This window comes from Mycolicibacterium arenosum (assembly GCF_024320865.1).
Classification (GTDB): Bacteria; Actinomycetota; Actinomycetes; order Mycobacteriales; family Mycobacteriaceae; genus Mycobacterium; species Mycobacterium arenosum.
In genome coordinates, this window is the sequence record NZ_JANDBD010000011.1 from 39,190 (window position 1) to 52,403 (window position 13,214).

10 protein-coding genes are annotated in these 13,214 nt (G+C 61.4%); 3 read left to right on the plus strand and 7 right to left on the minus strand.

Going from position 1 to position 13,214, the window contains the following annotated elements; genetic code table 11:
* Nucleotides 1-205 precede the first annotated feature (205 nt).
* A complete protein-coding gene (locus NM203_RS24285; RefSeq protein ID WP_255063117.1) occupies nucleotides 206-871 on the plus strand; it encodes a glycosyltransferase in 666 nt (221 codons plus the stop codon).
* 79 nt (nucleotides 872-950) lie between these two features.
* Nucleotides 951-1,727 carry a class I SAM-dependent methyltransferase gene (locus tag NM203_RS24290; RefSeq protein ID WP_255063118.1) on the plus strand — a complete coding sequence of 259 codons (777 nt, stop codon included), beginning with the start codon at nucleotides 951-953 and terminating at the stop codon, nucleotides 1,725-1,727.
* Nucleotides 1,728-1,763: 36 nt separating this feature from the next.
* On the opposite strand, the gene NM203_RS24295 is transcribed toward NM203_RS24290, so the two are convergent.
* The 5 genes from NM203_RS24295 to NM203_RS24315 form a co-directional block, all read right to left on the minus strand.
* A complete protein-coding gene (locus tag NM203_RS24295) occupies nucleotides 1,764-3,935 on the minus strand; it encodes an acyltransferase family protein (RefSeq protein WP_255063119.1) in 2,172 nt (723 codons plus the stop codon).
* Between the two features lie 148 nt (nucleotides 3,936-4,083).
* Nucleotides 4,084-4,821: a class I SAM-dependent methyltransferase gene (locus NM203_RS24300; protein WP_303625153.1), complete on the minus strand. Its 738-nt coding sequence runs from the start codon at nucleotides 4,819-4,821 to the stop codon at nucleotides 4,084-4,086.
* Nucleotides 4,822-5,544: 723 nt separating this feature from the next.
* Nucleotides 5,545-6,888, minus strand: coding sequence for an O-antigen ligase family protein (locus tag NM203_RS33385; RefSeq protein ID WP_255063121.1), 1,344 nt, complete (start codon nucleotides 6,886-6,888; stop codon nucleotides 5,545-5,547).
* Between the two features lie 302 nt (nucleotides 6,889-7,190).
* On the minus strand, nucleotides 7,191-8,486 hold the full coding sequence (locus NM203_RS24310) for an MATE family efflux transporter (protein WP_255063123.1): 1,296 nt from the start codon (nucleotides 8,484-8,486) through the stop codon (nucleotides 7,191-7,193).
* 199 nt (nucleotides 8,487-8,685) lie between these two features.
* Entirely contained in the window at nucleotides 8,686-9,462 is a 777-nt protein-coding gene (locus NM203_RS24315) for a glycosyltransferase family 2 protein (protein WP_255063124.1), read from the minus strand.
* Between the two features lie 355 nt (nucleotides 9,463-9,817).
* Here NM203_RS24315 and NM203_RS24320 point away from each other — a divergent pair, with 355 nt between their 5' ends.
* Nucleotides 9,818-10,786, plus strand: coding sequence for a class I SAM-dependent methyltransferase (locus tag NM203_RS24320; protein WP_255063125.1), 969 nt, complete (start codon nucleotides 9,818-9,820; stop codon nucleotides 10,784-10,786).
* A 20-nt stretch (nucleotides 10,787-10,806) separates the two neighbouring features.
* On the opposite strand, the gene NM203_RS24325 is transcribed toward NM203_RS24320, so the two are convergent.
* Nucleotides 10,807-11,730, minus strand: coding sequence for a hypothetical protein (locus NM203_RS24325; protein ID WP_255063127.1), 924 nt, complete (start codon nucleotides 11,728-11,730; stop codon nucleotides 10,807-10,809).
* Nucleotides 11,727-13,199 (minus strand): tyrosine-protein kinase domain-containing protein, encoded by a 1,473-nt coding sequence (locus tag NM203_RS24330; RefSeq protein WP_255063129.1) that lies wholly within the window; start codon nucleotides 13,197-13,199, stop codon nucleotides 11,727-11,729. The genes NM203_RS24325 and NM203_RS24330 overlap by 4 nt, the downstream gene beginning before the upstream one ends.
* Nucleotides 13,200-13,214 lie beyond the last annotated feature (15 nt).

The following is a 13,214-nucleotide window of genomic DNA, read 5'->3' on the forward strand; positions in this document are numbered from 1 at the left end:
CGGGGTTGCACGGGGTTTGCGTCCCGCAGGAGGGCCGGTGGACGTCTACCTATCCGTCGTGCCGCCCCTCCCATGTGGGGTACGCGCGCCTCTGCTCACCGTTGTGCACGACCTGCGCTGGCTCCGGACCAGGTCGAAACTCGGTGCGACCTACCGGGCCTGGGACCTACGCCGAACGGTGCGGCACAGCGACGCATTGCTATGCGTGAGCGAGAACACCCGCCGCGATCTGATCGAGTTCGATTCGCGGGCCTCCGGCAAGGCACTCGTCCAGCGGCTCGGTCCCGGCCTCGTGCCCCCTGGATCATTTCAGCAGAACGACACCGGACTGGTGATGATGGTCGGCAGCGCGGTGCACAAACGCAACGAGCTCGCCGCCGCCGCGCTCGCACTCGCACGCCCGCCGTGGGTGCGCGGGGTTATCGGGGTCGGGGTCAGCGAACAGGTGCGTGCGACGCTCACGAATGTCTTTTCGTGCGAATGGTTTCACAGTGTCTCGGAGAAAGAGATGCTCGAGCTCTACCGGCGCGCGGAGTTCTTTCTCATGCTTGGGACCGACGAGGGCTTCGGGCTGCCGTTCATCGAGGCGCTCTCAGCGGGGTGTCAGGTGATCGCGACCGATCACCCGTTAGCGCGCGAGGTGGTCGGCGGTGCAGGCCTTCTGGTTACCGCCGGTGACGCGAACGAGGTCGGCAACCAGCTGCTGCTCGCGCCTTCCGTCCCTGTTGGGCTGCGGGCCGATCACGCGAAACGCTTCTCCTGGACGGTTTTCGGCCAGGTATGCGAGGCGGAGCTCATCCGGATGACGCAGGGCCCCCGGTCGTCCACGATCCCGAGCGGTGTACTGGAGGCCGAGTCATGCGAATCCTGATGGCGCAGTACATCAATGCGGCCTTGAGGGGCCGCCGCAGCCTCTACAGTTGACTCCCATGGGCGTTGGCCATCGGCACATGCGGGACGTGCTCATCGACGAACTCGGTGCGCGGGAGATGGTCAAGCCAGTGGTGCTGGACGCCGGATGCGGTGACGGACGGTTGCTCGACGCCATCAGGCAGTCGACCGACGCGGAACTCTGCGGCTTCGACTCGGCAGATTACGGGCTGCAGAACGCCGGCTTCATCGGCAGCCAGGTGGTGGGGGCGGACATACGGCACACTCTGCCCGACGGGTCATGGCCCTTCGAAGACGAATCCGTCGACGTAGTGGTGTCCCATCAGGTCATCGAGCACGTATTCGACTTCACCCAGTTCTGTGCTGAGAACGAACGTGTACTCAGGCCAGGGGGTTTCGCGATACACGTATTCCCGACCCGGCATACTCTCATCGAACTGCACATGCTCCTACCCCTGGTTCACCGCATTCGGAGCCACGATGTGCGCGCCGCCGCCATTCGGGTGCTGACCCGATGCGGGCTGGGTTCGAACCGGGAGCTAGCCGACCCGGCTACGGCGGCAGCCCACGCCGACTACTCGAGGACGTACACGACGTACAGGTCATGGCGTGAGCTCGTCAACGAGCTTCACCGGCACGATCTTCGAGTTTCCTACCGACACTCATCGCGGCTGTTGAAGCGGTTGGTGCTCAACGCAATGCGCGCTGAGCGAAACGTCCGGGTATCACACCCGTTCGTCGAAGCGCTCTGGTTCCCGCTCGTTCGGTCGCTGGTGTCGGTCACCCTCGTGGTCGAGAAGCAGCAGGACTACCATTCTGACTGGAAGATGCACTAGCCCGCCAGGGCGGTGTCGGCGCCGGAGCGATCGTGTTCAGAGAACGCCAGCGGCCCGGAGTGATTCGCCGATGACCGGATGAATCTTCATCTCGTAGGCAAGAGTCATGTGCACACTGTCGTGCTTCGTCGGAGTCGATCCAACGAAACTGGGGCACAGTCCATCCGCATTGCAGAACCACGGACGCGAGTCGATCCAGATCCCGCCCACGGACTCGGCGAGGCGCTGCTCGGTGTCCGCCATCGAAAGCCATTGGCTGGTGACGCGGCTGATGCAATCCGCTGGGACGCTAGACCGCTTGCTGTAACATTCCTTGATCTCCTTGTCCGAGGGTGGCGCGGCTAGCCACACGACTTTGGGTGTGCTGTCACGGAACTTGTCGACCATCGGGCGCACCGAGTCAATCCATTCGTCTGACATCATCGCCCGGTCGCTGTCCACCCGGTGGTACGGCACATACTGATTCGAGATGATCACGACAGTTGGCTTGTTCGCGTTGATGTAGTCGACCGCGTGTTGCTTGCGTGCAGGGCAAGCATCGATGAGCGTCTTATCCGAGGTGAACATCGTGTCATCGGTGAGGGGACAGCCCCCCATCGCCTCTACGTGCACTTGGATCTGGCCCCCGGAGTTCAACGCCAGCTCACGCAGCGAGGTCGCATAATGCATTGCCACAGAATCGCCCACCACCACGATTCGGGTTGAAGCGGAAGGTGAACCCCACGTGCATTCTTCGTCACTTGCGGGTGCGGTGAGGCCGCACCGGTTGATGTCGTGTGGCCATTTCTCGCTAATGCCCGACTCCATCGAGGGCTCGAGATCGGGCCATTGCTCGAGAGACAGTGCGGTCGCAATCTCCTGCTGCAGCGCCGACGCCAGTGAGCCGAGTCCCATGAGGGTCGACACCTCACTCGTGCCCGGAGGCGGCACGGCTGCCAGCGGCGGGATCTCGTTAGCGTGTCCTGCTGGCCGCATGGCAAAGGCGGTGAGCCCCAACGTCAACAACGCCAGTACCGCTACGGCTGCGTAGCGGGTCGACTGCTTCGGCCTGAATCGACCGCGACGAACTTCGTGAATCGTCGAGCGGGACGAGTGCCAGTCGCTGTACCGCAGTGGGTTCTCAACGAGGTGGTAGGACGCGACCGCGAAGCCGAGTATGAGTGCCGTCGCCGTGAGGTAGAAGTAGCCATCGCGGGCCACGAACGCCCCGAGTATGACGATGACCGGCCAATGCACCAGGTACAGCGAGTACGAGATGTTTCCCACGTAAACGCTGGCTCGATTGCGCAGAAACGGCTGTGCTGGTTCGCCTCCCACGCCAGCCGCGATGACGAGGGCCGCGCCTGTCACCGGCAGCAGCGCCCAAGGAGCGGGGAAACCGACTGACCCCTCTGCGATGAGAAGCAATCCTGCTGCGATGAGCAGGAGTCCCGCCCACGACAGCCACGGTTTGACTGCTACAGGTATCCGAGCCAGGAACCCGACGGCAGTCGCCAACAGGGCGCCGACGCCCAACTCCCACACCCTGGCGAAAGTGTTGAAGTACGCCCACGTCGGCCATGTCGCCGTCTCGTACAGTGCCCACCCCAGGGAGCTGGCTACGGCGCATCCCATCACCGCGGCAGCGAGCCCCATCCGGCGAGCGTGGGTCCATGCCTTGCGCGCCACCACTAGCCCGATGAGGAAGATCAACACCGGCCAGACGAAGTAGAACTGCTCCTCGATCGACAGCGACCAGTAGTGCTGAAGCGGCGACGTTGCGTCGTCAGCGGCGAAGTAGTTCGTCTCCTGGGCGGCGAACCACCAGTTCGACATGAAGATGAATGCGAAGAACGCGTCAACCCCGACCTCGTTCGCCCGAAACGGCAGGAACGCGAGCGTTGCCGCAACATATGTGCAGGCCAGCACCAGTGTGGCGGCAGGGATGATGCGGCGGACCCGATTCCAGTAGAACCGCGTGAACGACACGTTCCCGTGAGTCTCCGCCATACGCAACAGGTTTCCGGTGATCAAGAATCCGGAGATCACGAAGAACACGTCGACGCCGATGAAGCCGCCACGCGGCCAGCCGCACAGGTGGAACGCGACCACCGTGACAACGGCGACCATCCGCAGCCCTTGGATGTCCAGGCGCTGGTGTGTCTGATCGGCCCTCGCCCGGCGGCCGGACGGCGATTGAAGCCGAAACTGACTTAAAAAGGTCGCCATTCGCCCTCCTGGCACCGATTCGCCCAGTTGTATTCCATGTTATTGGGAATGGCAGGCGTGACGGCCGAAATCGGCCATCTCGGGTGTTCTGACCAACAACTCACCCGCAGTGATTCGGTGCGCCGGTATTCACCAACAGACGATCTGGTCACTGGTAGACGCTGCGGGGTAGATCCCGAGATGCTTTTCGCACCACAACGATCGAATCGTGGATCTCGATACCGTCCAGTTTCGGTGTGATCCGGGGGACGGAGACCTCACGGAGTCGAGCAGGGTCGTCGGTGCGGAAGTTCACCTCAGACTCAGCGTCGGGGTAGTGGGCGTGCATGGCGTCGACCAGTACGGCGACGAAGTCAACAAACGACATTGAGCTGTCTCGGTACGGCTTCCAGTAGTTCGAGTGAACGTCCTCGACGATGTACGCTCCCGGCTCGGCTAGAGCCGACGCGAAGAGGTTGCGAAAAGACTCGACCATGTGGGAGGTCATGTGGCTGCCGTCGTCGAGGATCACATCGAAAGGGCCGAATTCGGAGTTGACTTCCTGGAGGAACGTGGCGTCCTGCTGCCCGCCGATGCGGACGTGAACATTGTGTTCCGGGTCTTCGAACTGCTTACAGTTCGGATCTATGTCGATGCCGACAATGACCGACTGTGGATGAAGATATTCCCGCCACATTCGGAGGGATCCTCCGCGGAAAACGCCCAGTTCCAGCATTCGGATCGGCTGGGATCGGTCGATGTTTGCCTCGTAGACAGGCAGGTAGTGCAACCACTTGTTCGCGCCGCCGGTGTGCATGAAGATTGCGCCTAGCTCGCCGGCCGGTGGGGTATCTGCTGCTCGCCACGTGGTTGGCGCGGCCAAGTCAGGTCCGAGGGCGCTGTGCATCCGCCGCGCGCCGCCGTAGGGGTAGCGACGGCTTAGGAAGGGCGCCTTCCGTGAGGGTGCGAGGTTGGCCTTCTCGAAGAGATCGCGGATGCGTTGCTTCACTGCGAGTTCCTCATCCTCTGACAGGGCCGCGGTTCTCGGCGTGAGGTGCTGTAGAACTCCACAGCCAGTTCAACCTTCACAATGGCATTCCCTCGGTCTCGGAATGCCGCTCAGCATAGTCAGGAGGAGACTGCGACGGGCCGGTTTCCCCCAAACCGCGTCGATCGCCTGCGACAGAGTTCGCGCAATGCGGATGGAGGGTCGATTCCGGTCGCAGGGTACCAATCGCGTTGACGGGCTTACGATCCTGCGCGAGACAGATGGCGGCTCGCTGCACGCGATAGCCGTACCGGCGGCGCGCTTGGCAGGAAGACTCATCACGGTCGGAGACGTGTTGCGTGTCGCGATCAGTGCGAGACCGCGGAGTATTTCTATTGATTTCAACGAATGTCGAGCCGGGCCTGCCATTTCGAGATTGGTGTGCCCAACCTCGCTGCGCTTCACTTAGGTCTGGAACGTGCGCATCACGACGCACCGGTCGGAATCGTAAAGCGTTCTTGCTCAGCGGCTTACGATCAACACCGCCGAGGACCAAGGCAGTGTTCGAAGCCGAACGCGCCAAGAACGTGCTCCACCGTCTGCGTTGGCGCGTGTGACATCGGGCCGTCTGCATCTGAAGGTTCACGACGTCAGCCCGCGCCGCTTGCGCCGAGTGGGTCGCAGACGGGTTCGGGTCGAGCCAGTGGGCGGAACTACCGTGCGGCAACCACCGATTTCAGGCGACGTCGTAGTAGCGACACCTGCTAGGAGGGCAATGGGCAGAACAATCAAATTGCAGACGGTCGATTCGAAGAACGGCTGGGTCATGCTGATGGCGATAGCGGCGGCGACAGCTGCGGTGTACGGACCACCGTGCCTCATCGCGCGATACGCCAGGAACGATAGCGCCACTAGGTATGGAATCGAGAGTAGGCCGCCGATCTGAAACATGGAGACCACGAGATTGTGGGCGAAGGTTTCACTTTGGCCCGTGGCATCCAGCGATACCTCGCGGAATGATGCCCATCCGGTGCCTGTCAGTGGGTTCCTGAGAAACTCCTCCCAAGCCAGTCGATACATCTCGAAACGGATGTCGATGTTGGTATGAACCTGCCGATCGAGTTGTGCTCGAAGTGCGGTGGCGCGTTCAATTCCTATAAATACGGCGACGGGGACGCAAAGTGCCAGCACTCGCAAGAGGATTCGAACGCCATCTTTGGTGTCGTTTTTCCTCGGCTGGGCTTTTCCTGGACGCAGTTGTCGCGGCCGGTGCTTGGCTGATCTCGCCCACAGAAAGACGACGGCGCCGACACCTGCAGCAATAATGGCTCCCCGGGTAAGCGTGAGCAGGGCGACCGCAATTGCTACTAATCCCGCCGTGACCACCAATTTGCGATACCGAACGAGGCTGGCCGACCGTGCGATCACTGTTAGGGCTGCGACGACGAGACCCCCTGCAACCACACTGGAAACACCCCAGGGCATCGGCGACGACTGGTGCAGCGAGTTCACCGAGCTGGCTCCTGAATACCTAACCAGCAGCTGGGCTGTGCCGGCGATCAGGAATGCGATGTAGCCGATATCGATCCAGGAGTAGCCCTCTGACATGCTCTTCCACACTAGGGCGATGGCTATGCCGCCCACAGTGCCGGACGCGAAGTTGAAATATGCGAGGACGCCGGCGCCTGGGTCGGTCGACCAAATAAGTGGGATTGCAAGGAGTGCTGTAGCGACGAGAAGCCATCGCATCGTGACCGGCAGTTCACCGTAACTGCGTTGAGCGATGACGCTGAATCCGATGTGGACGACCAGCACGGCAACTGCAATCTGGCTTGCATACACAGGCAGTGATCGTCCGTTGACGCCCGCTACCAGCGCCGGTCCCACGGCGATGAGCGCTAGTGGTAAGCCGGCCAGTGCAGCACCGAGCGACCATCGGGGGTCGGCTTGCTTCTGCGGACCTGTAATGGTTGCTGAAATCACCACGGGTCTACTCTTTCCTCGCTCGGCACATTCGATGGCCAGATCGAGACCTTCGGTACCCGGGTGTGCCCGGTTCGATTCTCTACTCGTATCGCCGGCGACAAGTTCGTCCCGTTCAGCTGGTCGAATGTTCGAACTTTCGCGGTCATCTCTCGCTCCCGCCAACGATTGGCTGCTACCGCTGCGACCCCGTCATACTTCACGGCCACGAATCCGGCCGCCCTAGCCGATTCGCGTGGTCTCAGTATGGGCGCGGGTGTGGCGCTAAGCGCCACAACGGAATTAATTCTCATCTCTGCCTACCGTCATATCTCGGATGGCCCGGTCGTTTCACGCGTTTCAAGCCCTCTCCGCACCAGCGCCGGTGCATAGAGGAAGTAACAGAGCACTGAAATCACTGTTGCGGTGAGATAGCCGATGATGAATACGTCGGGCAGTTCAGATCGTGCGGCGATAACAGCGGCCCCGCCGCTCATGACCAGCGCGCCGAAGGCGTAGGGAAAATCTATCCAGGCATTGCCGACTGCTGCCCCGGCCATCGAAAGCGGCGCGGTAACACCCGAGACGGTGAACGCGGCAAGCATCGCCAAGAACATCGGCCAGCGTGGCTCTGCACCAGTGAGGGAGACGAAGGCGAAGTACGCTGCCGCGACGGGCGCACACGACAACGAACCGGCGACGACAGCGATGAGGGTTGCTCCCCCGAGCATGGCACGTAGCTGCTGCTTATCCGAGCGGCCCAGGCCCGCCACGTCGGCCCCGACGCGCAGCATCAGAATTGCCAGGAGGTATCTCGGCAGGGCGGCGAAGCGCCATGCAACCTCGTATGCGGCGAGAAGTACGGGGCCGCCCAGTGCGCCGATGATCCAGCGGTCGGAGTTAAGCCAAGCCGATGAAGTGATCGTGCTGAGTGTGCGGAGGCCCGCATATTGCCGCCATTCGAAGTGTTGTGTGACAGTGACTTTCGTCAGGTCTGGCGTGCGCGCTCGCCACCACCAGGGGAGAACCACGGACATCACCAGGATGCCCGACACAAGCCATCCGAGCGGGAGCGCCCAGAATGATTGGGTCGTGAACAAAAGCACAGACGTCGCGATGGCGGCGAGGAATGCATGGCCGGCAGTGGCTGTGTTTCTCAGAGCAAGCCGGTTTGCGATCAATGCAGCTTGCGCTACCACCATCAAGACGCTGCGGATAGCGGATGCAAACGACATCGTGACAATGGCTGCAATTGCCGCCGCAGCGGGAATCGATTGCCCTAACTCGGTGTGACGGTATGGAATCCAGACCACGCATGCAAAGGCGCCGACGGTCAGCGCGCCGGAGGCCGACAGTGCCGAGGACTTCATCATGAGCCTCGCCCGAGGCTCGGCAAAGAAGCGCGCGGTGACGAGCGCAACACCACCGAAGTCGAGCGATAACGCGACGGCGGCGATCGTTGACAGCAATGCCCAGAACGCGAATTCACTGGCGCTGAGCACGACTGCGCCCAGCAATGGGAGCGCGAACAGGGCGACGAAACTCAGGAGCGGCCCGACCGCGCCGCCGGAGAGGCGATTGGCGAGCGACCATAGTGGTTGCTGGACAGAACTTTCAGGCAACCAGTGGGCTCGCGGTGAGAGCGTAGCGGGGGTACGTCTCACCATCTTGGTCGTTCCGTCGCAGCAGCCCCCGACCGTCCTGACGGATTGCTTGACGTGGTATCCGCCTGCGCAACACGTTCCACACGCGGTTGCGCTGCGCTACATGTTGGACCGCTCGGCGTACCTGCTCTCATGGCTTGACTGCACCCAATTCGCTCTAGACGCTGTGCCACTCGGGCAGTGAAGGCCGCTCATCGACCATCAGCGCCCTCGCCGCGTAGGCCACGGCACGCATCTGTGTGCGCGGCCGCGGCATCGTCACCAGCGCGATAGGGGCGCGCACACCGAGCGCGACGACGAGCAACCACCGGTGGAGAGTACGACGGCCGAACCACTTGGTCACGTACTCGAGCGCTGACCAGGTAGCGACGGGCAGGACGGTGGTGATGAACCGTCCGCCCGTTTGTGAGTGCAGGTGAACGATGCTCGTACGCATCACCGTGACCTGCGCGCCAAGCGCCGTGGCTCGGCGTACGAAGTCGGCGTCCTCGTATGTGAACGGATACCTGGCGTCCAGCCCGCCCACCCGGTCCCACGCGTCTCGTCCAATGGCCACCGCCGAGAACGACCGATACGAGTTGCTGGCATCAGGATGAGGGTTACGCCCCGGCGGGAGGACCTTTCGGGCCACGTTGGAAACGAGTGAGACGTTGAGAAAGACGTCGAGCCACGTCGGGATCTGCCGTGCCGGCTCGTTATCGAAATGCACGATCGTTGCAAGATCAAACGCGCCGAGTTGCTCGACGGATAGGCAGGCTGCGAGGTCGCTGGGATCGAAAACCAGGTCGTCATTGAGGATTACCAGCCAATCCCATTCTCCCGCTGCGCCCATGATGACGCTCGCAGCGAATCCGTCGTTGCGCCCTGACGTCATGTGGGGAACGTCCGTGGCGGCGAGTTGTTCTTGTAGGCGAGCGCTGTTCGCGATGACCATCGGCGCCGCACCTGCGCGAATCGCGCATTCGCACATGGACGTAAGTCGGGATACGTCTCCGAGTAACGAAGGAATGACCACGCGAACTCTAGTCATTCGACATGATCGATTCCGGTGGGGTCAACGGAGATTGCGATCGCAAAAATCCACCTCGCATCCTCCACGCTCGACCGACGATCAATGGTAACGCCGAGAGGTCTAACCTCACGGCGAAATTTCCGAATTCGCAACCCTTTTGACGGCAAATTCGCCCGGCCGGGCTGCTGGGTTTGACATGATCAAGCGATTGAGATGTCGGATCATTACAGGGTCGGCTGCGAGCCAAGAAGGAAGAGTGGTCCACTTGCGTGCTCCAGTGAAACAGGCGCTCCAAAGAAGCATGCCAACGTTCGATGTTCTTCTTGCGCCCGTGGTGTATTGCTGTGCGCTGATACTTCGCCTGGTAAGGCGGGCGGGAGTCAAGCGTCTACCGCACTCGAGGGAGATGCTCCTTCGCGCTGGCTGTTTTCCGGTGAGAGATCACTACTACGAACCGGCATTTCGCAACGAGCCGTTGCGTGCGGTCTTGTCGACACAACGGGACCTGCCGGGAATCGACCTGAATGTCGAGGCGCAACTGCAACTGCTGAGGTCTTTCGGGTACAACGGCGAGTTGGCGAGCCTACCGCGCAAGGACCCCGGTGGATATGAGTTCTACGTCGACAATCACGCGTTCGGGTCCGGCGATGCCGAGTACTGGTACAACCTGATTCGGTTCAAGAAGCCGAAGCGGATCATCGAAATCGGTAGTGGCTTCTCCACGAGGATGGCACGACGAGCGCTGAAGATGAACGAACGTGACGACCCGCAGTACCGGTGCGAGCACATCTTGATCGAACCGTACGAACATGAATGGCTCGACGAACTGGGTTGTACGGTAATTCGTGAGAAGGTCGAGCGATGCGATAAGCAGATGTTCACGAGGCTGCAAGCAGACGACATACTGTTCATCGACTCGTCGCACATCATCAGGCCCCGTGGTGACGTGCTTTGCGAGTACTTGGAGATCCTTCCCGTGCTCGACGTTGGAGTGATCGTCCACGTACACGATATTTTCTCGCCGAGAGACTACCCAGCTGAATGGATCGTCGACGACGTTCGGTTCTGGAACGAGCAGTATCTGCTGGAAGCGTTCCTCACGTCGAACGCCGATTGGAAGGTCATCGGTGCGCTCAATTTCCTGCGGCATGACTTTTACGAGGACTTGAGTGCGAAATGCCCCTTTCTCACTCAGGATCGAGAACCGGGCTCGTTCTACATTCAGAGATTCCGCAAGTCATCGTGAGGCCCGCAGACCCGGCGCAGTCACACACTCCGCAGAACGACACAGTCGGCTACGACGTGCGTAGCCGACTTCGGTGCGGCCGCGGGCATGAGATGCGGTCGTCCAGCCTCGTATCCACTCACTTCGAGACCCAACTCGGGATGGCCGGCGAGTAGGGCCTCCCAGTCGTGAAGCGTCAAACCGTTTCCGCGAGAGTCGGCGTCCACCTCGGCGTCGAACTGCCGTGATGGATCAAGGAAACCGTAAGGGTCGCTGTCGAAGTCGCGGTGATCACGCAAGTCGACGCGGTGGATGTGCGTCGCGCGTTCGTTTTCCCGTGACTTGAGCGCGTCCAACATCGAGATCATGAGCGAGGGGGGGATGTGCTCCAGCACGCTCGTGGACACCAGGACGTCGAATTTCGGAACGCGAAAGGGCGAAGCGATGACGTCCGCGGGTGCGACATAGGTGTAACCGGGGGGAAACGAGTCGACGTCCTTGATCGCCCATCGTCTGACCGTGTCGACTCGATCGGACCACGCGAACTCCAGTTGAAGTGCGCGCAGCTGATTCTCGATCCGACCAGTGTCCGCAGCTCTCACCGCCCTGGCGATCTCCCTCGGCCTGGCGAGGTTGTTGTAGTCGACACCGTGAACTTCACTCGCCCCGAGGAGCCACAGCGCGATTCCATCCGTCGGCACATACCCCGCGCCGAAGTCGATACAGACCTTCCCCCCGAGGTTTCGTGCCGTCTCCGGGCCCAGCGTCTCAATCAGCCCCTCGAGTGCGCGATCAAGTCGCTTCTTACCCGTTGCATCCTTGCGGGCCGTCAGCCAGTCGAAGCCGCTCCGTCCATGTCCCTGGTTTCCGAGAATCCTCTTCAATTCCGTTCGCCAAGTGGGCGGAAGCCTACGGAACAGGGCGTGCGCGGCGCCGAACGCACCGGCATCACGAGTCGACGTCACGGCGACGACGGCTCCACACGCTCGCACCCGTTGGCGGCCGGCTCGGGGATGATGACCGATCGATGCAGGGATGGGGTCGCTGCCGTGGAGTCAACGGGTGGCACGGGACGGGGAGCCTGCTTCTCCCCGTACGTGCCGTAGTAGCTGTAGGACCCTCCCCCGCGAACAGGTGTCATCGTGAAGACCGCTCCGAGGAGTCGAGCCCCGACGTCGTCCAGACTTCCGACCGCTTGAGCTAGGTGCTCGCGTTTGGTCGCTCCGAATCGCGCCACGACGAGAACGCCGTCGGCACATGCCGCGAGTATGGCGCCGTCTGTCACCGCTAGCAGTGGCGACGAATCGATCACGACGTAGTCGAACTTGGCTCGCAGATCGTTGAGAACCTTCTTCGCCGCCAACGATCCGAGCAGTTCGCTTGGGTTGGGCGGGATGGCTCCCGAGGCGAGGACCGTCAGCCGCGGAAAGCGAGTCTGCTGCAAGGTGTCGTCGAGGGATGCGCGGCCAGCCAGAACCGTGCTGAAACCGACCTCCTCGATTAAGCCGAGGTAGTCCTCCAGCTTAGGACGTCGCATGTCGCCACCGACGAGCACGACGTCGTGCTCGGATTCCGCGAGAGCGAGCGCAATGTTGATGGCGGTGGTGGTTTTCCCTTCAGCCGGCATCGAACTGGTGACGACGATCACCCGCGGGGGATTATCCACCGCGAGAAACTGCAGATTGGTCCTGAGCTTCCGAAATTCCTCAGCAATCGGCGAGTTGTCGCTGTCGAACGTTATTGCCGCTTCCTTGCGGCGTTCCTTGTCGTAGGGAATGCTGCCGACAAGACTGGCACCCGTGATCTCCTCGATCGTCTCACGGCTTTTGACCGTGTTGTCGAGCAGGCCGCGGAGAATCGCGAGGCCGATTCCCAAGATGAGGCCTACGGTTAGGCCGAGCACGATGTTGAGCGCGGTTCTCGGAGTGACGGGCTCATCGGGAACCGACGCGCGTTGTTCAACGACCACGCGAGAATCGGGCAAACCACCGCCGGTCGGAGTTTCCAAGTCGTGGATCATGACGACGAACTCGTCGGACAACGCGTTCGCAATATCGCGTGCCCGGACGGGTGATTCATCGACTACGTCTACATCAATAAGGACAGTGTCACTTCTCGCGCTCGCCTTGACACGCGCTTGAAGAGAATCCGGGGTCATGTCGAGGTTGAGTTTGTCGATGGTGCGCTGAGCGAGATTCTCGCCCATGATCAGCTGGGTATACGACAGTACGCGCTGTTGAGAGAAAAGATTTCCCTGATAAATCTCGGCTACCGAGCCGCTCGAGGTCGTGGACACGAAGAGTCCCGTCGAGGCTTTGTAAAGCGGAGTCGTAAACAACGTGATCGAAACCGCGGCAAGCACGCCGATGATCGTCGTAACGAGCACGGTGAGCCACCGCGCACGCAGCAGTTTCGCATAATCTTGGAGACTCAATGCCCCTCCTTCACC